Source organism: Actinomadura viridis, assembly GCF_015751755.1.
In the GTDB taxonomy this organism is placed as follows: Bacteria; Actinomycetota; Actinomycetes; order Streptosporangiales; family Streptosporangiaceae; genus Spirillospora; species Spirillospora viridis.
In genome coordinates, this window is the sequence record NZ_JADOUA010000001.1 from 8,253,604 (window position 1) to 8,276,475 (window position 22,872).

The window sequence follows — 22,872 nt, forward strand, 5'->3', positions numbered from 1 at the left end:
CGTCACCAAGACTGGAACCGTGAACCTTTCGCGCACCCGGACGACCGCCGGCGCCGACGGCCTGCGGGCCCTCCACGACGCCCCCTCCACCGCCGTGCTCGGCTTCGACTTCGACGGCACCCTCGCCCCGATCGTGGACGACCCGGCCGCCGCCCGGGCGCACCCCCGGGCCGCGGACGCCCTGGCCCGGCTCGCCCCCCGGGTGGGCGCGCTGGTGATCATCACCGGCCGGCCCGCCGCGGTGGCGGTCGAGTACGGCGGGTTCGAGGGCATCGACGGGCTGGTGGTGCTCGGCCAGTACGGGCTCGAACGCTGGGAGTCGGGCGAGCTGACCGTTCCCGAGCCGCCGCCCGGCGTGGCCGAGGTGCGCGAGAGGCTGCCCCGGGTCCTGGCCGGCGCCGGTGCCCCCGCCGAGACCTTCGTCGAGGACAAGGGCCAGGCGGTGGCCGTCCACACCCGGCGCTGCGCCGAGCCCCAGGCGGTGCTGGACGGCCTGCGCGGCGTCCTCGGGGAACTGGCCGGGAGCGCCGGGCTGGTGGTCGAGCCCGGCCGCTTCGTCCTGGAGCTGCGCCCGCCCGGCATGGACAAGGGCATGGCCCTGCGCCGCTTCGTCGAAGCCGGCCTGGCGGGCGGCGCCGCTCCGTCCATGGTCCTGTTCGCCGGCGACGACCTGGGCGACCTGGCCGCCTTCGACGCGATCGACGTCCTGCGCGGCGAGGGCGTGCCCGGCGTCAAGGTCTGCAGCGGCTCCGCCGAGGTGACCGCGCTGGCCGAACGCGCCGACCTCATCGTCGACGGCCCCGCCGGGCTGGTGGACTTCCTGGAGACGCTGCTTCCCGGGTGACCTGCCGCCCGGATCGTCCGCTACCAGGGGGATCGTCCGCTACCGCCGGGGTCGGCGCGGATGAGGAACGTCCCCTGCGCGAGACTGTGCAGTCCGGCGATGGAAGGGGAGTGCGGTGGACACGGATCCGGGGATGCCGCGTCGGCCCGGCCCGCCCGGGGCCCTCGGCGCACGGGAGACCAGCGGCGTGCAGGTACGCCTCGGTGAGCGGCGGCGGTCCCGCCGGGCGCCGCGGCGGCGCTCCAGGCGGGGCGTGGTCCTCGCGGGCGGCCTGGCGGCGGGCGGTGCCGCGGCCGTGGTCGCCGCCGGAGCCACGATCCTGCTCCCGTTCGGCGGGGACGGCGAGGAGACCCGCACCCCGCCCCGGTCGGTGAACGGGGTCACGTCCCCGATGGCGACGGGGTCCGCGCCGCGGGCCGGGGAGCCGGTCGAGGTCGGAACGGCCGACGGTTCCCGGTACCGGCTCGCCGCCGTGCGCGCGGGCACCGACGACGGCGCGGAGGCGTCCCGGCGGTCCTCGCCCCCGGCCGGTTCCACGTTCGCCTACGTCGAGTACACGCTGGCCAACCCCTCGCGGCAGGACGTGCTCCTGGACTTCCCGGGCGACGTGTTCGTACGGCGCGCGCTCGTGCCGGAGCAGGCGCGCGAGCGGTGCATGCGGCAGGCCGGCGTCCCCGAGAACATGTGCACCCTCCCCATCAGGAGCGAGGTCGTCCGGCGGCTGTCGGGCGGCGCGCTGGAGCCGGGGGACGGCGGGGACAGGTACCTGCCGCCCGGATCGTCCTACCTCGTACGGGCGACGGTCGAGATGCCGGTCGACAAGCGGATCAGGCGCGGCGACGTGCGGCTCTACATCTGGAAGCAGCTCTACATGGGTGACCGGACGGCCAGGCTGGTGCCCTTCCCGGGCTGACGCGGCGACCGGCGCGAAGGGAGAGGCCCCGGGCCGGGGTACGGCTCCGGGGCCTCTCGTCGTCTGCGGGACCTCTCGTCGCGGTCACGCCCGCGTTCATTCGGCTTCGGGGTCGTCGGCGAGGATGCCGTACAGGCGGCGGCGGGCGTCGTTGACGACGTCCAGAGCGCGGGTCTTCTGGCTCTCGCTGCCCACGCTCATGACCTGGTGCAGCGCTCCCATCAGCTGCCCGACCGCCTCGCGCCCGCGCAGCGCGTTCTCGCCCGCGGCCTCGGTGACCTCCTCCCAGGGGGCGGCGGACTGCCCGGCCGCCTCCTCGCGGCCCGCCTCGCTCAGCGAGAACAGCCGCTTGCCGCCCTGCTCCTCGCTGGTGACCCGGCCCTCGTCCTCCAGCATCTGCAGGGTCGGGTAGACCGAGCCGGGGCTCGGGCGCCAGACGCCGCCGGTGCGCTCGTCGAGTTCCTGGATCATCTCGTAGCCGTGCATCGGCCGCTCGGCCAGCAGCGCCAGCAGGGCGGCGCGGACGTTGCCGCGCCGGGTCCGGCGGCCGCGTCCACCGCGACCGCGTCCCCCGTGGTGCCCGAAGCCGGGCCCTCCCCACGGGCCGAACGGGTCTCCGCGCCGGGGGCGCTCTTCGGGGGCGATGAATCGTCCGTACCTCATCGTGCTCTCCTTCTACTGATCGGTTGCGATGCATTAACGATATATCGGCGAGTGCTCGCGATGCAACTCCGGAGCCTGCCTGGATCGCCGGGCGCCCGGGAACGGCAGAGGCCCGGCCGCCCACGTAAGCGGGCGGCCGGGCCTCGGATGACCGGGGACCAGGGCTCAGGGCTCAGGGACCGGGGACCAGGGCTCAGGGACCAGGGGTCAGGTGGCAGGAGTCAGGGGTCAGGTGGTCGAGTGAGGGAGCGAAGGAGCGAGGGATCAGGGGGCGGTGAGCTTGAGGCTGTCGAGGATGTCCTTGGTGGCGTTCCGGCCGTCGGTCTCCTTGACCCGGACCCACGCCCCGAACGTCCCGCTCTTGTGCCGCAGGCCGACCTCGACCACCGACGGGGTCCCGGTCTTGCACGCGGTGTACCGGGTGATGGTGCCGGTGAGTGACTTGTCCGGCGAGGTGTAGTTCTCCGGCTTCCCCTTGGTGCACTGCGGGTGCACGGCGGCGCTCGGCGGCGGGAGCTTCCCGTTCGCCACGTCGGTCGTCAGGCCGATGAACACGCCCGGGCTCGCGCCGCTGCCCTTGAAGTCCTCGACGTTCGGGGTGGCGCGCAGCACCGGGCGCGCCCGGCCGTCGCCGAGCCTGACGGTCGAGGGGTCCCAGGTGGGCTCCTGCCCCTTGGGCCACGCCTTCGGCACGGCGGCCTTGATCTTGCCGCCGGCGTCGGCGACCTGGACGAAGTCCTTGGGGACGGTGTCCCCCTTCGGCGGCGGATCCTCGCCACCGGACAGCAGCACGCCGATCGCCAGCCCGCCGACCAGGGCGAACGCCAGGATCGCCGCCGCGATGACCAGCGGTGTCACATTCCTCTTCGCGCCGGCGCCGCCCGGGCCGCCCGGCCCGGTGGGACCGCTCGGCCCGCTTTGGCCACCCGGCCCGCCCTGGCCGCCGGAGCGACCGGGAAGCGCGAGCTTCTTCAGGCGCGCCAGCGGGCTCTCCGAAGGTGGCTTGCCGCTCTGCCCCGGTGGCTGGAAGCCCGTTGGCAGGGGCCCCTGCCCGGGACCGGGTCCGGGTCCGTGCGGGTGGCCAGGGGGCCCGCCGCCAGGTCCCTGAACGGGGCCGCGTCCGCTGTCGTACGGCCCTCCGCCCTGGGGCGGCGGTTGCTGCCCTGGGTCCTGCATGGGGAAGGCCATCGTCTGAGGCGCTTGCGCGCCTTCGCCCTGAGGGGGCGGCGTGGAGAAGGAGATGGTGCGGCCGTCGTCCGGAAGCCCCGAAGGGGGTGGCTGGGCCGAAGGAGGTGAAGGCTGTGGGGCGGGGGCCGGGTACCGGCCGCCGCCCGGGCCGTCCACCATGGTCTGGTCGCCGTCGAACCCGTCGAGCACCGTCCGCGGGCCCTGGTCGGGGGGCGGGCTCATCTGCGAGGTGCGCGATGCGTCCTCGGAGCCGGGCGGGTCCTCTCGGGTGGAAAGCTGCGACGCGTCAGGATCACCCGTTCCGCCTGGCCCACCTGTACTGCCCGGACTGCCCGTTCCGCCGGGGTGGGCCGGATGGGGCGGGCCGTAGGAGGACGCGGCGGCCGGATAGAACCCGTCCTGGACGGTCGGCAGCGGCGGTGGAGGCTGGCCGCCGCGCGCAGGAGCCGCGGCGCCGGGCATCACCGTGGGCCGCAGCGTGGAAAGGGCCTCCGCGAACGCCTGGGCCGTGGGCCACCGCCTCTCGCGTTCCACCTCCAGTGCCCGCAGGACCACGCCGTCGAACGCCGCCGGAAGGCCCTCGCGGAGCGAGCTCGGGGCGACCCGCACCGGCGGCGGGCCGGGCGCGCGGCCGGTGAGCATGTGGAAGACGAGCGCGCCGAGACCGTACACGTCCGCGCGCACGTCCAGGCCGCCGCCGAAACGGGCCTGCTCGGGCGACATGTACCCCGGCGTGCCGACCGGCAGGGTGAACGCGCCCGACGCGTGGGCGAGGGCCTTGGCCAGCCCGAGATCGGCGATCAGGAGCCGTTCCCGGCCGTCCGGCGCCGACTGGAAGAGCACGTTGGACGGCTTGAGGTCGCGGTGGATCACGCCCAGCGTGTTGATCACCTCGACGCCATAGGCGATCTCCTCGGCGAGCACAAGGGCCTCGGCGACCGGAAGTGGCCGATCCCGCATCCGGTCGGCGAGCGTTCCCCGGTCGGCGTACGACATGACGAAGTAGGGCCGCCCGTCCGGCAGCTCACCGATGTCGTGCACCCGCACCAGCCGCGCCGAGTCCGCGCGGCGCAGGATCCGGGCCTCCTCCAGGAAGCGATTGCGCACGTCGAGGTCGTCGAGGAGGCTTCCGGACAGCACCTTGATGGCGACCATGGAGTCGAGCGCGTCGTCGTGGCCGAGCCAGACCGAGGCGAACGCCCCGGAGCCGAGGACGCGTTCGATCCGGTAACGGCCGACCGTGGGAGGGAAGGACACTCCCGTATCATGCCCAACAAACGGGGAGTGTGTGCGAACGAGCATGGGGCGCGGCGATGGCATTCGATGAGAGGACCGAGGAGCTGGCCGTCAAGGCCGCCCAGGGCGACCAGGCCGCTCTGAACGAGCTCCTCGGCAAGATCCAGCCCGACGTGCTGCGGCACAGTTCCCGCTTCCTGCCCTGCCGGCAGGACGCCGAGGAGGCGTGCCAGGACGCGTTGCTGCAGGTCGCCCGTAACATCCACCGATTCGAGGGGCGATCCAGGTTCAGCACCTGGCTGCACGTCGTGGTGGCCAACTCCGCGCGTTCGACCTACCGCTCCCTCAAGCGCCGCTCGGTGGAGCAGGCGGGCGAGCTGCCCCAGCAGCGGCCCGACCCCAGGCGTACCAGCGTCATCGCGGGATCCCGGGTGGACATCCTGGACGCCATGGAGGACCTGGAGGCGCGCAAGCCCGACCTCATCCAGGCCCTGGTGCTGCGCGACGTGTCCCAGCTGGAGTACGCCGAGATCGCCGAGCAGCTCAAGCTGCCGCTCGGCACCGTCAAGTCGCGGATCCACGAGGCGCGCAAGCAGGTCCGGCAGACCCTGGGCGAGTCCTACACCTGATCCCTCCCCGGCCCACTCCGGGTCCCTCGCGGGTCCCTTCCGGTGTGCCGCCGGTTTGCCGGATGCGTGGGTAGAGGCGGGGAAATGGCCTGGTCGGCGGGCGTCAAGCATCGGTAATGCCTCGGCAACCGTGCGCCCAGCCGGAGGGTCCGGCGCAGGAACGGTCGGCCAGCATGCCGTGCATGTCTCCAGCCAACGACGCCAACGACGCCAGGGACGCCACGAACGGCAGGGACGGCGAGGAAGGCCGGACCTCCGAGACCTCCGAGACCTCCGAGACCTCCGAGGCCGCTGGGGCCGCCCGGGCCACCGGGGCCACTCGGGGCGCCGGGAGCGCTGAGGCCGTTCCCTCCGGGCAGGGAGTGCCGCTCCTGCGGAGCGTCCCGTCCGCCCAGGACACCGCCTCGGCCCAGGGCGCGGCCTCCGTCCAGGGCACGGTCTCGGCCAGGGGCGACGCCTCCGCCCAGGGCCCCGGCCCGTGCGGGCGGCCGATCTTCGTCATCGGATGCCCGCGGTCGGGGACGACGCTGCTGCAGCTGATGCTGCACTCCCATCCCCGGATCGCGATCCCGGCCGAGACCCGTTTCCTCCTCCCGGCCTATACGTCGCGGTCGGACTTCGGTGACCTCCGGGACAGCGTCAACAGGCGCGCGCTGGCGGAGTGGATCACCGGTCGCAAGGAGACCAAGTTCCGCGACCTGGGCCTGGACGCCGCGGCCGTGGTCGAGGAGATCGTCGACGGGCCGCCGACGCTCGGGTCCGCACTGGGCATCGTGTTCCGCGCGTACGCCCGCCGCTTCGGCAAGCCCCGCTGGGGGGACAAGCGGCCCAGCTACATCAAGCACGTGGGAACGCTGCTCCGGCTGTTCCCGGACGCGCAGTTCGTCCACCTCATCAGGGACGGCCGTGACTGCGTCGCCTCCCTCAACGAGATGCCCTGGTACAAGCAGGACGTCTACCACGCGGTCTGCGTGTGGCGGGAGGCGATCGACGCCGGGCGCAGGCTGGCGTCGCGGCTGGGTCCCGACACCTATTACGAGATGCGGTACGAGCGGCTCGTCGCCGAACCCGCCATCGAGCTGACCCGGCTGTGCGCGTTCATCGGCGAGGAGTACCACCCGGCGATGACCGAGCCCCAGGGCATCGCGCGGGTGACCGTACCGAAGCAGAAGGTGTGGCACGACCGGACGCATTCGGCGGTCGACACGGGCCGTGTCGGGTCCTGGGCGAACCGGCTGGAACCGTGGGAGATCGGCCTCGCGGAGATCGGGTTCGGGGCACGGCTCCAGGACTACGGCTACGAGCCCAGCGACCTGGCGGCCCGCCCCACCCCGAGACAGCTCGCCCAGCTGGCCAGGACCGGGGCCCACCGCAGGATGGCGCACCGCAAGGCCGACCTCCGGGACCGCTGGCAGCGCAGGCAGGAGCCGAACCCCGTGCAGTGCCTTCTCGACACGGAAGCCGAGCGTCCGCCCATGACCGGCTGACCAGCCGAACGGGCCGAACGGCTTACAGCCTGACCGGCGGCCCGCGGCGGTCGCCGTTGTCCGATGGCTTCAGTCGAGTGCCGCCAGTTGCTCGCTGAACCAGCGTTGCGGCGGGAGCGCGGTCGCCGCCGCCCTGAGCCGTTCGCAGCGCGCGGTGCGCTGATCCTGCGGCATGAGCAGCGCCTGGTGCAGCGCCTCCGAGGTCTGCGTCACGTCGTAGGGGTTGACGATGAGAGCGTCGCGGCCGAGCTCCCCCGCGGCTCCCGCCTCGCGTGACAGCACCAGCGCGCACCCGTGCTCCGACACGACCGGGCCCTCCTTGGCGACCAGGTTCATGCCGTCGCGGATGGGGTTGACCAGCAGCACGTCCGCCATCCGGTACGCCGCCAGCGACCGCGGATAGTCGTCGTTCACCTGGAGGATCAGCGGCTCCCAGCCGTCCGTGCCGAACTCGTCGGAGATCCGCGCCGCCATCCGCTGCACGGCCGCGGTGTACTCCCGGTACTCGGGCAGATCGTGCCGGGACGGGTAGGCGAAGGCCAGGTGCACCACCCGTCCGCGCCACTCGGGATGGTTGACCAGCATCTCCCGGTACGCGGCCAGGCCCCGCACGATGTTCTTGGACAGCTCGGTCCGGTCGACGCGCACGATCAGCCGCCGGTCGCCGACCTGCTCGCGCAGCGCCGCCACCCTGGCCGTGACGTCCGGCTCGGCCGCGCGCCGGCGCAGCGCGTCCCCGTCGACGCCCAGCCCGTACACCCCGACACCGGTGACATGTCCGGCGCGGGTGACGGTGCGGGCGTCCCGGTCCACCTTGACGCCGGGCAGCCGCGCGCAGCAGTCCAGGAACGCCTCGGCCCACCGGTCGGCCAGGAACGCGGCGTGGTCGGCGCCCAGGATGCCGTCCAGGATCCGCTCGCCGATGTCGTCGGGGAGCAGCCGGTAGTACTCGGGCGGTGCCCACGGCGTGTGCGAGAAGTGCACGATCTTCAGGTCCGGGCGCCGGTCGCGCAGCATCCGCGGCGTCAGCGACAGGTGGTAGTCCTGGACGGCCGCCTTGGCGCCGGGCGCGGCGTCCCTGGCCAGGGCGTCGGCGAACGCCGCGTTGTACGCCTCGTACGACTGCCAGTCGCGCCGGGAGCGGGCGTCGAAGTGCGGCGTGGACGGGGTGTCGTACAGCAGGTGGTGGACGAACCACAGCGTCGAGTTGGCCACGGCGTTGTAGGCCCGCTGGAAGGTGGCCGCGGGGATGTCGAGCATCCGCACCGCCGCCCCGCCCGGCTCGTACCCGGCGAGGTCGAGGCGGCCCTCCGGCGCGTGGCGCGCGGCCGCCCGGTCGGCCTCGCCGAGAGCGGCGCACACCCACAGAACCTCGGGCACCTCCGCCCCGGCCCCGGCCCCCGCCCCCGCTTCGCCCGCGGCGGCCTCCGTGCCGCTCTCCCGGCCCGTCCGGCCCATGATCCCGGCCAGCCCGGACACGAGCCCGCCGGCCCCGCGCCGCATGGTCAGCGCGCCGTCGTCGGAGAGGGAGAACGACACCGGCCCCCGGTTGGACGCCACCAGCACCTGGCTCATACCGGCCAGGGTCTCAGTTCGAATACGGCCACATCAAAGTGACCCGGCGGAAAGCATCAACTCTCTTTCCAGAGTCATGAGCCGCCCGGCAAGGTCATCGGTTAGCCCGGGCCGGGCGGGGTACCGCTGGCGGATGAGCAGGTCGGAAACCACCAAAACGGTGCTCGTGGCAGGGGCGGCCAATCTCATTCTCGCGGTCACCAAACTGGTGGCGGGGGTGCTGGCGGGATCGAGCGCGATGCTCGCGGAGGGGGCGCACTCGGTCGCCGACACCCTCAACCAGGGCTTCCTGCTGGCCTCGCTGAGGCGCAGCGAACGGCCGCCGGACGGGCGGCACCCGTTCGGCTACGGCAACGAACGCTACTTCTGGTCGCTGCTGGCCGCGTTCGGGATCTTCGTGGCGGGCGGCGGCTACTCGATCTTCGAGGGGATCCTGACGATCAGCGGCCGGGAGACCGGCGGTGGCGAACAGGTCTGGCTGGCGTTCACGGTGCTCGGCGTGGCGGCCCTGCTGGAGGGCACCTCCTGGCTGCGCGCGTTCACCCAGGCCCGCCGGGAGGTCCGCGAGAGCGGCCGGGACCTGGTGGACCACGTACGGCACACGCCCGATCTCACGTTCAAGGCCGCGCTGTTCGAGGACACCGCGGCGATGATCGGGCTGGTGATCGCCGCCACCGGGCTGACGCTGCGGGAGATCACCGGCTCCCAGGTGTGGGACGGCCTCGCCTCCGTCCTGATCGGCCTGCTCCTGGTGGGGGTGGCGTTCGCGCTCGGCCGTGACAGCCGTCACCTGCTCATCGGCCAGTCGGTGGAGCCGCGGACGCAGCGCGAGATCCGGATGGAGATCGCCTCGGCCCGCGGCGTGACCGGCGTCGAGGAGCTGTTCACCATGCACTTCGGCCCGGAGGAGGTCCTGGTCGCGGCCAAGGTGCACTTCTCCGACGCCATCAGCGCCGACGAGGCCGAGGACATCGCCGGGGACATCGACCGGCGGCTCCAGGAGCGCCTGCCGATCGTCCGGCACGTCTTCCTCGACCCGACCCAGCGCGAGCCCGAACCGGCGGCCCCCCGGCGGCGGCGCGCGGCCTTCCGGCGCCGCCCCGTCGGCTGACCGCGGCCGGCGTGGATGATCACGAGCGCGGCCGGGTAACGTCTCAACAGGCGAGACCGGATGCCCGGCAACCGGTCAGATCATGTAAAGTCGCGCATACAGCGCGATACCGCTCAGGCGGAGTGAACGCTGAGAGGAGCGCGGGAAGTGCCCGGCCCACCGGCCCTGGCCCCGTCGCCCCTCGCCCACAACTTAACAACGCTCATCCAGAGGGGTGGAGGGACCGGCCCTGCGAAGCCCCGGCAACCACCTGGTTCGTACGCACTCGCGATCCTGCGAGGCCGACCGGGAAATGGTGCCAACTCCGGCCTGTGACCAAGGTGGCACAGGCAAAGATGGGGAGAAAGGCCTCGCTTCATGGCATCCACGTCTGCCGCAAACCTCGGACCCGCGACCGCGCTGACCTGCCGCGAATGTGGCAACAGCAGGGAACTCGGCCCGTACTACGCCTGCGAAGAGTGTTTCGGCCCCCTGGAGATCTCCTACGACTTCGGGGGCATCACCCGCGCCGACATCGAGGCGGGCCCGCGCAACATCTGGCGCTACCGCGGCCTGCTGCCCGTCCCGTCCAACGTCGCCGAGACGCCCAACACCGAGCCGGGCCTCACCCGCCTCGTCCGGGCCGACCAGCTCGCCGAGTCGCTCGGCATGGACCGGCTGTGGGTCAAGGACGACAGCGGCAACCCGACCCACTCGTTCAAGGACCGGGTGGTCGCGGTGGCGCTGGCCGCGGCCCGCGAGCTCGGCTTCAAGGTGCTGGCCTGCCCGTCCACCGGCAACCTGGCCAACGCGGTCGCCGCCGCGGCGGCGCGGGCGGGCATCCGCAGCGCGGTGTTCGTGCCGTCCGACCTGGAGAGCCAGAAGATCATCACCACCGCGGTGTACGGCGGCACCTTCGTCACCGTGGACGGCAACTACGACGACGTCAACCGGCTGGCCTCGGAGATCGCGGGCGAGCAGGAGGACTGGGCGTTCGTGAACGTCAACGTGCGGCCGTACTACGCCGAGGGCTCCAAGACCCTGGGGTACGAGATCGCCGAGCAGCTCGGCTGGCGGCTGCCCGACCAGATCGTCGTCCCGGTGGCGTCCGGCTCCCAGCTGACCAAGATCGACAAGGCGTTCCAGGAGCTGATCAAGCTCGGCCTGGTCGAGGACCGGCCGTACAAGGTCTTCGGCGCCCAGGCCGCCGGCTGCGACCCGGTGGCCGCCGCCTTCAAGGCCGGGCACGACGTCGTCCGCCCGGTCAAGCCGGCCACCATCGCCAAGTCCCTGGCCATCGGCAACCCCGCCGACGGCCCGTACGTGCTGGACGTCGTCCGGCGCACCGGCGGCGCCGTGGAGGACGTCACCGACGAGCAGGTCGTCGAGGGCATCCGGCTGCTCGCCCGCACCGAGGGGATCTTCGGCGAGACCGCGGGCGGGGTCACCGTGGCCAACCTGCGCAAGCTGGTGGAGAACGGCGCGCTGGACCCGTCCGCCGAGACCGTGATCATCAACTCCGGGGACGGGCTGAAGACCCTGGACGCGGTCTCCTCCCAGGTGGGGCCGTCGGCGAACATCACCCCGTCGCTGGAGGCGTTCCGCGCCGCCGACCTCGCCTGACCGCCCGCGCCCGGACCCGCGAACGTAGGACCGACCAGAGCATCTTGGAGTCAGCAATGAGCACCGTGTCCGTGCGGATCCCGACGATCCTCCGGAACCTGACCGGCGGCGATTCGGAGGTCAAGGCCGAGGGCGCCACGCTGCGCGCCGTCGTGGCCGACCTCGAGGCCAACCACCCCGGCATCGCCGCCCGCCTCCTCGACGACAACGGCAAGATCCGGCGCTTCGTCAACGTCTACGTGGGCGACGAGGACGTGCGGTTCGCCGACGGTCTGGACACCCCCACCCCCGAGGGCGCCCAGGTCTCGATCATCCCCGCGGTCGCCGGCGGCTGACCCCGGCCCTTCCGCACCATCGGCCCCCTTTTTCGGAAACACCGGAGAAGGGGGCTTTTGGTCTTATAGGCGGGGGTAAAACTCTCGCCATGGGGATAGTGGAGGCCATCGCCGAGGCGGTACGGGCGCACCCCGCCGTGGAGCGGGTCGAACCCATCGGCTCCCGCGCCCGCGGAACCGCCACCGAACTGTCGGACTGGGATTTCCACGTAGCCATCGAGGACTTCGCGGAAGTTTCCGCAGACCTGCCCGCATTGGTGGCGCCCTATGAGCCCCTGGCCGCCCAATGGGATCCGCTGGGGGACCACGCGAGTTACCTGCTGATCTTCGCCGGCCCGGTCAAGGTCGATCTCATCTTCGGCGACGTACCGCGCAGTCGGAACCCGCCCTGGCGCGTGGGACCCGACACCCTGGCGGCAATGGATTCACACTTCTGGGACTGGTCCCTATGGCTTGTGAGTAAGCGCCGTCATGGGATGAACGACCGCGTACGGGGCGAACTCCTCAAGATGAGCCACCACCTTCTCCGCCCCCTGGGAATCGAGACCCTTCCGCTCTCCCTGGAAGAGGCGGCCGACCACTACGTCCGCGCCCGCGACCGGCTGGAAGCGCGCTACCGGACGCGCATATCCCGGAGCCTGGAGGAGGAAGTCCTCCCACTCGTCCGCGCACCACATCGTGACCATTACCGGCCGTCAGGTCTTCGGTCATAAGGACTGTCGCCCCGATCACCCCGCCTATATGGTCGAGCCCGATCACGGCGCGTCGACCCCCGCCACGCCCCCCGCGGGACCGGCGGTCGCGCCCGTCGGTCGGCGGGCCTCGCGGTAGAAGGGGTGTGGCTCGAAGCATCAACCGTGGCCGGGGTCACGGACGAGCGGCAGGTTTTGCAATGGCGCAAGGCACAGTCAAGTGGTTCAACGCGGACAAGGGCTACGGCTTCATCGCGGTGGACGGAGGCCGGGACGTCTTCGTCCACTACTCGGCCATCATGATGGACGGCTACCGCAGCCTCGAACAGGGGCAGCGCGTCGAGTTCGAGATCACCCAGAGCGACCGGGGCCCGCAGGCGGACTCCGTACGAGCCATCTGAACGGCGGTAGAGCGGCCGAGTGAGATCCGGCTTCCCCCGAAGCCGGGTCGCACTCGAACGGCCGCCGTTCCCTGCCCTGGGCTCAGCGGCGGACGACCGGAGCCTGGCGGTCGATCTCCCGGCACAGCACCGTGACCAGTTCATCGAAGGCCCGGTCGCCGTGCTTGCCCTTGAGCGCGGGGAAGACTCCCTTGCGCGCCGCCTCGCGCAGCATCCACGACAAGGTCGTGTGCTCGACCCTGCCGCCGGAGGCGATTTCTTCATGGGATTGACGGCTGACCCTCAGCAACTCCGGATGGGCGGCCGACTCAACCAGGATCATGCGCGTCGCGTCTTTGAGGTCCACGGCCGCAGTCTAGGCAGCATCCACGGCGAAATCGCCGGTTTCCCGGACGCACGCTTCGTACAGGAAGTCCGTGACGTTCGGCAGAATGCGCGGGTGGACCTTCGCCCGGAACTGCTGCCTCCACCCGTCGCCCCCGAGCGTCTCGCGGAACTGGCCCGCGAGATCGAGCGGATCGGAGATCTCCTGTACCGCGGTGAGCCGGCGGCGGAGGCGGTGGCCGGGTTCAACCGGGCGACCGGGCACGACTACGAGGCGTCCGACTTCGCCGAGTATCACGCCTGGCGCACGCTGGAGGACTTCGCCAAGGAGGCCGCCCGCCCGGCGTGGCCCCGGGTCTCCGGCCTCACCCGGGACGAGCTCGCCGAGATCGTCCGCAGGCTGCGCGCCGCCGATCCCGAATCGGACCACTACCTGCGGCTGCTGCGGGCCTGCGTCACCCACCCGGCCGCGAGCGACCTGATCTTCACTCCGCCGCCCGGACTCGAGGCGGCGTCGCCCGAGGAGATCGCCGACAGGATCCTCGCCCACCGCCCCATCGCACTGTGACGCCGGAGCGCCCGGCGACATAAGGGAATGCCCGGCCAGGGGCCGCTGTGGGATCTTGAAACGGGTCCAGCCCGGACGAGGCAGCCGGTTCCGGGCCTGATTCGCGTAGGGAGTCACCATGGCGCATTTCCTGACCCTGGTCTTCGTCGAGGCGCACACGGACGACCCGGGAGCGACGGCCGAGGCGGCGATGATGCCCTACTTCGGTGAACTCGGCGAGGGCGGAAAAGCCGACGGATTCGTCATCGGGGGGCGATACGACGGGCTGTTGAAAGGGCACGAACAGCATTACAACCTGACACCCGCGGAGTTCCAGCGGCGCTACGGGCTGGACGTGGTGCGCCCGGATGACAACATCGTCCCGGTGGCGGAACTGCCCGAGACGGTGCTGCCGAGCGCGGTGGTGACTCCGGACGGCGCCTGGCACGAGTGGCGCGGCCACCCCGACGAGGAGGCCTGGGAGGCCGAGTACCGCAGGTTGACCGCGGCGCACCCTGACGCCCTGGCCGTGGCCGTCGACTGCCACTGCTGACCTGGTATCGCGGCGACACGCGTCCGAAAGGGATCCCGAGGGGTGCGCTGGTCAAGACCCCTCACTCGTGGTGCGCGATCAGAGGAGCCATGCTGTCGGCCCAGCCGGGGAATCGTGGGCCGGTAAGGAGTTCGTTCGCCCGGCGGTCCAGATGGCCCACCACCACAGCCGATTGCGCCATCGTCGCGTCCTGGTCGCCAAGGATGGCACTCACCAGAGCGATCTCGTTCGCCTCACCGGCCTGCGCCAGTTCCTGCCGGTATCGAGCGAATCGCTGATATTCGTCGCCGTCAGGTTGCTCCGCGGTGTTATTGCGGATGGTCATCCAGCGGCCCCTTGGTCTCGTTCGACAAGCCTGCCGCTGACGAACGGTGCGTACGCTCGTCCGAGGGCCGACCAGGTGGGGTACGTTGCGCGACATCCTCCCGGCGCATGCGCTCAAGCCGTCTGCCGGCATGAACGTCGGTCTCGGCCCGCATGGCCAACTCCTCAACTCGCCCGGCTCTCGCAAGTAGGTCCATGTGCCAGAGGTGCGCGTTGTGCAGGAAGGAATCAGCGCTGTAGCACTCAGCGACCGATTCGATCATTGAGATGGCATCCGCCAAGTCGCCGCGCTCTTCCGCTGCCTGGACTGCGGTGTGCCACTCGTACATCGGCACAGTATGACCGCGGACGCTGCACGTTCCACAGTGCTTATGCGCGCGAACGGCCTCAACCCGGCAAGGGCGTCCGTCAGGACGGGGACTCATGCGGGTGCGCACTACAAAACTGCCTGAAGCGCCCCCACCTCAAGCCTTCGGGCTCCCGTCACGGGGCGGGCTGGGCTTCCCAGAGTCGGAGGCCCCGCCGGAGGCATGTCCGAGCATTGCTTATGCGGCAAGATGTCCGCGTGAATCTCTGGCATTGGTGGAGAGTCCAAGCCTTCTGGCATGACGGTGCGGAGATGCGGAGCTACCGCCCGCTTGATCACCGTACGAGGCTTGGCGCCTGGTGGGCGGCTCGCGATATGCGGCGAACGCTGCGGCACTTCCACGGCCTGGAGGTGCGTGTCACTCGGGTCTCGGTGGACGAGGTTCGGGCGGAGGCGATGGAGACCGCGCGGCTGCTGGCGGAAGAGGCGGCGGCGCGGGATGAGTGACCGCCGGCGGCCGGAGAGTTGGGCGGCGGCTGCGGAATGCGAGGCCGCCCCGACGAGGACGCCTGGGAGGCCGAGTACCGGAGGCTGACCGCGGCGCACCCTGACGCCCTGGCCGTGGCCGTCGACTGCCACTGCTGACCACCGTTCGCCGCAGATCATCACATCTCGACCCTGGTCCTCGGCCCTGACAAGATCCAAACCGCGAACAGGGCGAGGAGAGATGAACCTTCTGATTCCGATCACGAGTCTCGGACTCTACGGTTGGGGCTTCCTCGTCGGCATGTTCTGGCTGCCGCGCCGGTTCTGCCCCTGGCTGGTACGCGGAGCCGCGTCAAGCACGCTCAAGGCGGCCATGCTCATGGTGGCCGTGCACTCGGCCGGCCTGGCGGCCTTCGCCGTGGCGACGTTCCTGATCAACGAGTTCGCCGTGGGGACACTCCCCACTTGGCTCGTCACGTTCCTGTTCGTGCTGGCCGGCCTGGTCTACGCCCCGTTGATGGGCATGGGGTTCCCTGACAGGAGCCGCGATGTCTACGGGGAGCTACGGCGTCATCTGAAGGACGCGGGTGCCACCCACGCCCAGGAACGGGCGGCCGCGTGGTCCGGTGGGCCGCTCGCGTTCCTCGGCATGGTGGTCCTCGGGATGTCCAGCGTCATTGTGTTCGCCGAATAGCCGCCCGCGCGTCCCGAGGTTCCTGTGGGCTACGCATCCGTGTGGCGGCGGGCTCGTGCCCACGTGCTCACTGACGCCCAGCTCACGACGCCCCTCGCGCAGTGACCGTACGACCTCTGGCCTGCCTGCCTGACGCTGTGGCTGAACGGCGGCGTTCCGGCGGCCGACGTGGCTGCGAGGGCCGTACGGTGGGTCGCGGCGACACGCGTCCGGACGGGATCCCGAGGGTTCCGCTGCTGGTCATGGGGAGTTCGGGGAGATAGATGAGACTTCCCCTGGTGGGGAGGTACGCGGCTTGCACTCGGCAGGGTGGAGTGACCAAGACGAGGAGTAGCTAGCTCCTGACCTGCGAACGGGCGGCCCCGCAGAGCATGATCGGGGCCGTCTGTTCCGTGATTGTTCCGCGCTGCCAGATGGGGAAGTCTCATCCATTGATCGACGATCACTCGCTCACCCGTTGACCTGCCATTGCGTGCTCTCAACCCCGCTGGCGACCGTAATCGCCCGTGATCGTCCACCATGGCGGGTACGCAACGGGCACACTGCGGAGGCGCTCCGGACTTCCAGAGTCCAGAGTGTGCCGTTGTGGTGAATGGGGTGGACGGATGCTGGGGCTGAGGGGAGGCTGAGGCGGTTGTCGGCGGCCGGAGGAGCATTGTGCTAGGTGCGTTCGTGGGGCTCGTTGTCGGCGGGCTGGCAGGAGCACTGTGGGGAGCCGACTTCGGTTCCGATAGTGCGATAGGCACTGGCCTACTGGGAGGCTTCGCGGGGACGTGGGTCGGTCTAATCGCTACTTCGGTGCGCAACTCGCGGATACGCCGTCGTGAGCGTCGCGACGAAGGCTAGAAAGCGATCCGTCCTCCTGGGCCGACGTCAGTCCGGGCCGTCGTTCGCCCCTGGCCGTCCTCCCGCACGGACACGCCCACGTTCCGAAGTGCTTATTCGCGCGAGCGGCCCTCAACCGGGCAAGGGCGGCATCGCGCGAATGAGTACTTCGGCGCGCGGGGGTCCATGGGGGCGCGTAGCCCCCTGGTAAGCGCACGCTCGACCCCCGTGACGCCGCGACCTCTGCCCCCGCGCACCGCGACGGGGTCGGCTTCTCGTCAGAGCGGTACGACCTCTACCCGGCAGCCCTCGTCGTCGACGTCTCCGTAGCGAAGGACGGCCTCGGTCGGTTGGAGTCCGGCCCTTTGAAGTACCGGCCGGATGGCCTCGAACAGCGTCCCGGCATGGGGCCCGTAGAGATAGATCTGCGCGGCGCCTTGGCCGAACTCGTTACCGTCGACCTGACCCTCACCCGCTGCTTCAAGGGCTTCTTCAAGCTGGTGTGCCAGCGCGTAGATCGCTTCTCGTTCTGGCTCGGTGCCATACCTGTCGCCGGTGAGGGTGAACTTCAAGAACACGGCGTGCTCGGTCGACAACATGGGCTCCTGGCGAAGCGGGCAACGGATCTGAGCACAGAGTAGAGGGGTTGGCGGCGACGCGGCCCCCGTGGCGGGCGGTCGGGGCGGGGCCGGCGGACGCGTCGCGATGCGCGGCCCGGCGCGGCCGTCCGGTGACCGGCGCCCACGCCGCACGCTCCGGGCGGCCTGGCGCGGGGCCGCGCAGCGGCCTGAGCGCCGCCGCCCCTTGATCTCAAACGGCCCAATTCGGCAATGATCGTCAGTGGTTACCGAGAAGGCGGGCTTGCCCTACGGGGTGCCAGTCCCATAGGCGTTCTGGGCCGCGCTGGTCGACGAGGCTCACAGCGTTGATGGTGGTCTCGCAAGTGGGAAGCTCGTGACCGAGGGCTGTCACAAGTGGTCCGGCTGGTTGTTCTGCTTCGCTGTAGGCGATCGTCAGGTGCGGGGCCCATCGTGTGGGCCCCTCGGTGTGGCCTTCGCGTCCGGTCACTTTGACGGTGGCCGTCTGGACGGCTTCGCGGACCCGGTCCAGGTGTGCCGTGGGCTGGACGGTGATGGCGATCGCTTCGGGGTGGTAGAAGACGCGGCCGAGTGTGGCGGTGGCGGGTGGGATCTTGGCCAAGAGGCCCGATGCGGTGGTGAGCATTTCTTGCTGCTGGTCGTCGGTGATCTCGTTGGTGGGGCCGGCCACGAGGGTGGTGATGTGCAGCCACTCGGGCGGGGGCATGTGCAGGCCGGGGAAGCGGGCGAGTCGTGCTTGAGCGGATTGGGCGAGGTCGCGCACCTCGGGGCGGTCGCCTACGAGGATGTGCCAATAGATGGTGCCCTGGCCTGGGCCGGGTTCCGTGCGGTTCTGCCACCGATTGATCATCTGCGTGGGCAGAGGACTCATGAACCCTCCATGTCGGCGTCCTCGGTCAGGGCGGCGGCGTTGAAGTCATGGATCTGCTGTCTGAGCTGACTTGCAAGCGGGCTGCCCTGGAAGCGGGGCCGGTCTAGTCGGTTGTCCAGGTCGGCGAGGTAGCGGGTAACGGTCGCCAGGCGCATTCCGGGGTCGAGTGTGGCGATCCTGCTCGCCCACATCGCGGAGTTCGGGACGGCAGCAGATGGGCGACTGTTCCGCAGCCAGCGGGGGAACCGTCTCGCCCCTGTCAGCTACGCATCCGTGTGGCGGCGGGCTCGTGCCCACGTGCTGACGCCCAGCTCAAGACGCCCCTCGCGCAGTGACCGTACGACCTCTGGCCTGCCTGCCTGACGCTGTGGCTGAACGGCGGCGTTCCGGCGGCCGACGTGGCTGCGAGGGCCGTACGGTGGGTCGCGGCGACACGCGTCCGGACGGGATCCCGAGGGTTCCGCTGCTGGTCATGGGGAGTTCGGGGAGATAGATGAGACTCCCCCTGGTGGGGAGGTACGCGGCTTGCACTCGGCAGGGTAGAGTGCTAAACCAATGGTTGGCACTCACCTGTGGAGAGTGACAATCCCACAGTCTGGATCGGGGCGATGAGGCCTCAGTCCGGCGGCGGAATGGAAGCCGTCGGGGAGGTCGTCCGTCGCGGGCGTCGGCTCGATCCATCATGGCCACCTTGTTCCGGGAGGACTGGAGCCTATGGCTGCAAAGATGATCGCGTTCGACGAGGAGGCCCGCCGGGGTCTGGAGCGCGGTATGAACCAGCTCGCCGACGCCGTGAAGGTCACCCTTGGTCCCAAGGGTCGCAACGTGGTGTTGGAGAAGAAGTGGGGCGCTCCCACGATCACCAACGACGGTGTGTCGATCGCCAAGGAGATCGAGCTCGAGGACGCCTGGGAGAAGATCGGCGCCGAGCTGGTCAAGGAGGTCGCCAAGAAGACCGACGACGTCGCCGGTGACGGGACGACGACGGCGACCGTGCTGGCCCAGGCGCTGGTGCGCGAGGGTCTGCGCAACGTCGCCGCCGGCGCCAACCCGATGTCGCTCAAGCGCGGTATCGAGGCCGCGGTCGAGCGGGTCAGCGAGGAGCTGTCCAAGCTGGCCAAGGACGTGGAGACCAAGGAGCAGATCGCCTCCACGGCCTCCATCTCCGCCGGCGACCCGCAGATCGGCGAGATGATCGCCGAGGCGATGGACAAGGTCGGCAAGGAAGGCGTCATCACCGTCGAGGAGAGCAACACCTTCGGGCTGGAGCTCGAGCTCACCGAGGGTATGCGCTTCGACAAGGGCTACATCTCGCCCTACTTCGTCACCGACCCCGAGCGGATGGAAGCGGTCCTGGAGGACCCGTACATCCTGATCGTTCAGGGCAAGGCGTCGGCCAACAAGGACCTGCTGCCCGTCCTCGAGGGCGTCATGCAGTCCGGCAAGCCGCTGCTGATCATCGCCGAGGACGTCGAGGGCGAGGCCCTGGCGACCCTGGTGGTCAACAAGATCCGCGGGATCTTCAAGTCCGTCGCCGTCAAGGCGCCGGGCTTCGGCGACCGCCGCAAGGCCATGCTCGGTGACATCGCCACCCTGACCGGTGGCCAGGTCATCTCCGAGGACGTGGGCCTGAAGCTGGAGAACACCACCCTCGACATGCTGGGCCGCGCCCGCAAGATCGTGGTGACCAAGGACGAGACCACCGTCGTCGACGGTGCCGGTGACGCCAACGAGATCGCGGGCCGGGTCAACCAGATCCGCACCGAGATCGACGCGACCGACTCCGACTACGACCGCGAGAAGCTGCAGGAGCGCCTGGCCAAGCTCGCCGGCGGTGTCGCGGTCATCAAGGCCGGTGCCGCCACCGAGGTGGAGCTCAAGGAGCGCAAGCACCGCATCGAGGACGCCGTCCGCAACGCCAAGGCGGCCGTCGAGGAGGGCATCGTGCCCGGCGGTGGCGTCGCGCTGCTGCAGGCCGGTATCCCCGCCTTCGACAAGCTGGAGCTCGCCGGCGACGAGGCCACCGGTGCCGCGATCGTCAAGCGGGCCCTGGAGGAGCCGCTGAAGCAGATCGCGGTCAACGCCGGTCTCGAGGGCGGCGTCGTGGTGGAGAAGGTGCGCAACCTCACCCCGGGTGAGGGCCTGAACGCCGCCACCGGCGACTACGTCAACATGTTCGAGGCGGGCATCCTCGACCCGGCCAAGGTCACCCGGTCGGCGCTGCAGAACGCTTCGTCGATCGCGGCGCTGTTCCTGACCACCGAGGCCGTCATCGCCGAGAAGCCGGAGAAGAACGCGGCTCCGGCGGGCGGCATGCCCGACGCCGGCGGCATGGACTTCTGAGCAGGTTCATCACCCGCGTAAGGCAAGGGGGCGGTCCTTCGGGACCGCCCCTTTTGGTCTTCCACGTGTCCGTGGCCTTTGGAACGATGCGGGCCATGACCGACCTCTTCACGTCCCCGGTGCTGCGCGTGGAGCAGCCGCGGCGAGTCCCGGCCGCCCGTTCCCGGTACAAGGTGTTCGACGGCCAGGGCACGCTCCTGGCCGAGGCGGACGAACGCGACGTCCCCCTGCGCCGCCAGGCGTCCCGTGCCCTCTTCGGTGAGGGGGACGACCGGCGCACCGTCCATGTGGAGGACGGCCGGGGGCACCCGCTGCTGATCCTGGAGAAGCCCAAGTCCGCCCGGTTCCCCGTGGGCACCTGGGTGAGCACTCCGGACGGCGCCCTGATCGGCTCGATCCGCATGGACACCCACCGGTTCCGTTACGTCCTGCTGGACATGGCCGAGCGCCCCGTGGGCCGCCTGGAGGGCAACCGCAGCGCCCGCAAGTTCAAGGTCCTGGACGGGCACGGCGCCCATGTCGCCCAGGTCGACAAGAAGTGGAAGGGCGCCGCGACCGAGCTGCTCACGACCGCCGACCGGTACGGGGTCGAGATCTTCCAGCCCCTCCCGGACCCTTTGCGCGTCCTGGTCGTCGCCGCCCCGCTCGCCATCGACCTGATGCTGTACGAAGGCAAGGACTGGCCCCTGGACGCCTTCTGACCGGTGGCCGGTGACCGGTGGACGCTCACGCGTACCGGGAGTCCACCCACCGTGCCCCCGGCGCTACCGTGCCCTCATGGCGACAGAGATCGTTTTCGAGACGCATTCCTGGAGCGTGGACAACGACCGTGGCATCGCCACCGGGTGGCTGCCCGGGAGCCTGTCCGACCGTGGCCGGGAGCTCGCCCTGGAGCTGGGCGAACGGCGCCGGGCGGACCGTCTTTCCGCGGTCTTCACCTCCGACCTCGCCCGCGCGGTCGAAACGGCCGCCCTCGCGTTCGCAGGCACCGACGTCCCGATCCTGCACGACTGGCGGCTGCGCGAGTGCGACTACGGCGACGGCAACGGCATGCCCGCGGCCGAGCTGCACAAGGACCGGACGCTGCACATCGACCGGCCCTACCCGGGCGGTGAGAGCTGGCGGCAGGCGGTGCACCGCGTGGGCCGCTTCCTGGGAGATCTGCCCTTGCGCTGGTCGGGTACGCGGGTCCTGGTCATCGGGCACGTCGCGACGCGCTGGGCGTTCGACCACTACATCGACGGCGAGCCCCTGGAGGAGTTGGTGAACGCCGACTTCGGCTGGCGCGAAGGATGGGAGTACCGCCTGACCTGAACACCGAACGACCGTGAGCGCGAGTGCGTTCCGTGTGCGGCCACCGGGACGGGGCGCGGTTCGAGATGTACCGGAAAGGGCCGGGCGGTCAGGCCGCTTCTGCCCGGTCCCGCCGGCCGGACGGTCGGTGCGGGTGAACATCCGCAGGTGGATCCGGGTGAGCGCCCGGAGATACGCGCCGTTCGGTCCGCCGGGTCACACACCACCAACGGCGAGGGGCCTTCCGCCGCACCGGCGTGACTTGGGAAGATCACCGCCTAGCGACACACCCAGCCGCTCGGGAGCGGAGGCCGGACGGCACGGCCGGCGCCGCCGGCCGACGCTCCGGACAAGGCCAGGAGGATGAATGAGCGATCCCTTCGGTTCCTCGACACTGAGGGTCGAGCAACCCCGGCGGGGCCCGTTCGCCAGATCGCAGTACAAGGTCATGGAGGAGGACGGCACCCTGCTCGCGGTCGCCGACGAGACCGGCGAGCGGGGGCGGGCACAGAAGCTCCAGACCTACTTTCCCGGGAAATCCGAGCTCCACGGCAGGGCCGTGCTGCTGACCACCCCCGACGGGACGCCCCTGTTCGTGGTCGACAAGGAGCAGGGCCGGATGCTCACCACGGTGAGGAGCCCCGAGGGCGAGGTGGTCGGCACCTTCCGTACCGAACGCGTCGGCCGCCGCTACGTCCTCCACGACGCCGGGGACGAGCCCATCGGCGAGATCTCGGTGGACCTGGCGCGCAACAACTTCGTGGTCGCCGACACGAACGGGAAGCAGGTCGCGCACGTCCGCAAGAAGTGGGCCGGCGTGGCCACGCACCTGCTGACGACAGCCGACAAGTACACCCTGACGATCAGCGACCCCGTGGCCGAGCCGCTCCGCACCATGGCCGTCCTGACGGCGATCGCCATGGACATGATCCTCCACGAGTCCAAGGACATCACCTGACGGCCGGTCCGGTCCGAGCCGGACGGGCCGCGGCCTCCGCACCGCGCTCTTCCGGACGCCGTCGAGGCGAGG

General features: G+C 70.7%; 26 protein-coding genes and 1 riboswitch. Of the genes, 17 read left to right on the forward strand and 9 right to left on the reverse strand.

Annotated features, from left to right (window positions below; genetic code table 11):
- Positions 1–19: 19 nt before the first annotated feature.
- Both otsB and IW256_RS37490 read left to right on the forward strand, forming a co-directional pair.
- The gene (gene otsB / locus IW256_RS37485) at positions 20–844 is read left to right on the forward strand and encodes a trehalose-phosphatase (RefSeq protein WP_197015457.1); all 825 of its coding nucleotides are present in this window, start codon (positions 20–22) and stop codon (positions 842–844) included.
- Between the two features lie 133 nt (positions 845–977).
- Positions 978–1,757 (forward strand): hypothetical protein, encoded by a 780-nt coding sequence (locus tag IW256_RS37490; protein WP_197015458.1) that lies wholly within the window; start codon positions 978–980, stop codon positions 1,755–1,757.
- Between the two features lie 96 nt (positions 1,758–1,853).
- On the opposite strand, the gene IW256_RS37495 is transcribed toward IW256_RS37490, so the two are convergent.
- A complete protein-coding gene (locus IW256_RS37495) occupies positions 1,854–2,420 on the reverse strand; it encodes a PadR family transcriptional regulator (RefSeq protein ID WP_197015459.1) in 567 nt (188 codons plus the stop codon).
- A 264-nt stretch (positions 2,421–2,684) separates the two neighbouring features.
- Positions 2,685–4,865: a serine/threonine-protein kinase gene (locus IW256_RS37500; RefSeq protein WP_197015460.1), complete on the reverse strand. Its 2,181-nt coding sequence runs from the start codon at positions 4,863–4,865 to the stop codon at positions 2,685–2,687.
- 56 nt (positions 4,866–4,921) lie between these two features.
- On the opposite strand from IW256_RS37500, the gene IW256_RS37505 reads away from it, so the two are divergent.
- A complete protein-coding gene (locus IW256_RS37505; protein ID WP_197015461.1) occupies positions 4,922–5,473 on the forward strand; it encodes an RNA polymerase sigma factor in 552 nt (183 codons plus the stop codon).
- Positions 5,474–5,655: 182 nt separating this feature from the next.
- Positions 5,656–6,960 carry a sulfotransferase family protein gene (locus tag IW256_RS37510; RefSeq protein ID WP_231404088.1) on the forward strand — a complete coding sequence of 435 codons (1,305 nt, stop codon included), beginning with the start codon at positions 5,656–5,658 and terminating at the stop codon, positions 6,958–6,960.
- A 69-nt stretch (positions 6,961–7,029) separates the two neighbouring features.
- Here the strand turns inward: IW256_RS37510 and IW256_RS37515 are convergent, their stop codons facing one another.
- The gene (locus IW256_RS37515; RefSeq protein ID WP_197015462.1) at positions 7,030–8,535 is read right to left on the reverse strand and encodes an alpha,alpha-trehalose-phosphate synthase (UDP-forming); all 1,506 of its coding nucleotides are present in this window, start codon (positions 8,533–8,535) and stop codon (positions 7,030–7,032) included.
- Positions 8,536–8,668: 133 nt separating this feature from the next.
- Between IW256_RS37515 and IW256_RS37520 the strand changes: the two genes are divergently transcribed.
- The 5 genes from IW256_RS37520 to IW256_RS37540 all read left to right on the forward strand — a co-directional run bounded on the left by IW256_RS37520 (position 8,669) and on the right by IW256_RS37540 (position 12,676).
- Positions 8,669–9,646 carry a cation diffusion facilitator family transporter gene (locus tag IW256_RS37520; protein ID WP_197015463.1) on the forward strand — a complete coding sequence of 326 codons (978 nt, stop codon included), beginning with the start codon at positions 8,669–8,671 and terminating at the stop codon, positions 9,644–9,646.
- A gap of 199 nt (positions 9,647–9,845) precedes the next feature.
- Positions 9,846–9,988: riboswitch (SAM riboswitch) on the forward strand.
- A 15-nt stretch (positions 9,989–10,003) separates the two neighbouring features.
- A complete protein-coding gene (gene thrC, locus IW256_RS37525) occupies positions 10,004–11,248 on the forward strand; it encodes a threonine synthase (RefSeq protein ID WP_197015464.1) in 1,245 nt (414 codons plus the stop codon).
- A 56-nt stretch (positions 11,249–11,304) separates the two neighbouring features.
- On the forward strand, positions 11,305–11,583 hold the full coding sequence (locus IW256_RS37530; protein ID WP_197015465.1) for a MoaD/ThiS family protein: 279 nt from the start codon (positions 11,305–11,307) through the stop codon (positions 11,581–11,583).
- A gap of 89 nt (positions 11,584–11,672) precedes the next feature.
- Positions 11,673–12,296, forward strand: a complete 624-nt coding sequence (locus tag IW256_RS37535; protein WP_197015466.1) for a nucleotidyltransferase domain-containing protein — start codon at positions 11,673–11,675, stop codon at positions 12,294–12,296.
- 179 nt (positions 12,297–12,475) lie between these two features.
- Entirely contained in the window at positions 12,476–12,676 is a 201-nt protein-coding gene (locus IW256_RS37540) for a cold-shock protein (protein WP_197015467.1), read from the forward strand.
- A gap of 82 nt (positions 12,677–12,758) precedes the next feature.
- Here the strand turns inward: IW256_RS37540 and IW256_RS37545 are convergent, their stop codons facing one another.
- Complete coding sequence (locus IW256_RS37545; protein ID WP_197015468.1) at positions 12,759–13,022, reverse strand: hypothetical protein; 264 nt, start codon at positions 13,020–13,022, stop codon at positions 12,759–12,761.
- 93 nt (positions 13,023–13,115) lie between these two features.
- On the opposite strand from IW256_RS37545, the gene IW256_RS37550 reads away from it, so the two are divergent.
- Together IW256_RS37550 and IW256_RS37555 are read left to right on the forward strand one after the other, a co-directional pair.
- Positions 13,116–13,568: a hypothetical protein gene (locus IW256_RS37550; protein ID WP_197015469.1), complete on the forward strand. Its 453-nt coding sequence runs from the start codon at positions 13,116–13,118 to the stop codon at positions 13,566–13,568.
- 118 nt (positions 13,569–13,686) lie between these two features.
- On the forward strand, positions 13,687–14,100 hold the full coding sequence (locus IW256_RS37555) for a hypothetical protein (protein ID WP_197015470.1): 414 nt from the start codon (positions 13,687–13,689) through the stop codon (positions 14,098–14,100).
- Positions 14,101–14,161: 61 nt separating this feature from the next.
- Here IW256_RS37555 and IW256_RS37560 read toward each other — a convergent pair whose 3' ends face one another.
- The gene (locus IW256_RS37560; RefSeq protein WP_197015471.1) at positions 14,162–14,425 is read right to left on the reverse strand and encodes a hypothetical protein; all 264 of its coding nucleotides are present in this window, start codon (positions 14,423–14,425) and stop codon (positions 14,162–14,164) included.
- The gene (locus IW256_RS37565) at positions 14,409–14,753 is read right to left on the reverse strand and encodes a hypothetical protein (protein WP_197015472.1); all 345 of its coding nucleotides are present in this window, start codon (positions 14,751–14,753) and stop codon (positions 14,409–14,411) included. Before IW256_RS37565 ends, IW256_RS37560 begins: the two co-directional genes overlap by 17 nt.
- Before the next feature lie 353 nt (positions 14,754–15,106).
- On the opposite strand from IW256_RS37565, the gene IW256_RS42545 reads away from it, so the two are divergent.
- Positions 15,107–15,238 carry a hypothetical protein gene (locus tag IW256_RS42545; RefSeq protein ID WP_269217985.1) on the forward strand — a complete coding sequence of 44 codons (132 nt, stop codon included), beginning with the start codon at positions 15,107–15,109 and terminating at the stop codon, positions 15,236–15,238.
- Positions 15,239–15,458: 220 nt separating this feature from the next.
- Positions 15,459–15,911 (forward strand): hypothetical protein, encoded by a 453-nt coding sequence (locus tag IW256_RS37570; RefSeq protein WP_197015473.1) that lies wholly within the window; start codon positions 15,459–15,461, stop codon positions 15,909–15,911.
- 1,103 nt (positions 15,912–17,014) lie between these two features.
- On the opposite strand, the gene IW256_RS37575 is transcribed toward IW256_RS37570, so the two are convergent.
- From IW256_RS37575 to IW256_RS37585, 3 genes are all read right to left on the reverse strand, one after another.
- Positions 17,015–17,335, reverse strand: coding sequence for a hypothetical protein (locus tag IW256_RS37575; RefSeq protein ID WP_197015474.1), 321 nt, complete (start codon positions 17,333–17,335; stop codon positions 17,015–17,017).
- Between the two features lie 238 nt (positions 17,336–17,573).
- Complete coding sequence (locus IW256_RS37580; protein WP_197015475.1) at positions 17,574–18,206, reverse strand: 2'-5' RNA ligase family protein; 633 nt, start codon at positions 18,204–18,206, stop codon at positions 17,574–17,576.
- Positions 18,203–18,361 carry a hypothetical protein gene (locus IW256_RS37585; RefSeq protein ID WP_197015476.1) on the reverse strand — a complete coding sequence of 53 codons (159 nt, stop codon included), beginning with the start codon at positions 18,359–18,361 and terminating at the stop codon, positions 18,203–18,205. Before IW256_RS37585 ends, IW256_RS37580 begins: the two co-directional genes overlap by 4 nt.
- 559 nt (positions 18,362–18,920) lie before the next feature.
- Here IW256_RS37585 and groL point away from each other — a divergent pair.
- From groL to IW256_RS37605, 4 genes are all read left to right on the forward strand, one after another.
- Entirely contained in the window at positions 18,921–20,549 is a 1,629-nt protein-coding gene (groL, locus tag IW256_RS37590) for a chaperonin GroEL (RefSeq protein ID WP_197015477.1), read from the forward strand.
- Between the two features lie 95 nt (positions 20,550–20,644).
- Complete coding sequence (locus IW256_RS37595; RefSeq protein ID WP_197015478.1) at positions 20,645–21,250, forward strand: LURP-one-related family protein; 606 nt, start codon at positions 20,645–20,647, stop codon at positions 21,248–21,250.
- 76 nt (positions 21,251–21,326) lie between these two features.
- Positions 21,327–21,863 carry a histidine phosphatase family protein gene (locus IW256_RS37600; protein ID WP_197015479.1) on the forward strand — a complete coding sequence of 179 codons (537 nt, stop codon included), beginning with the start codon at positions 21,327–21,329 and terminating at the stop codon, positions 21,861–21,863.
- Between the two features lie 346 nt (positions 21,864–22,209).
- A complete protein-coding gene (locus IW256_RS37605; RefSeq protein WP_197015480.1) occupies positions 22,210–22,800 on the forward strand; it encodes an LURP-one-related family protein in 591 nt (196 codons plus the stop codon).
- The last annotated feature ends 72 nt before the right edge of the window (positions 22,801–22,872 follow it).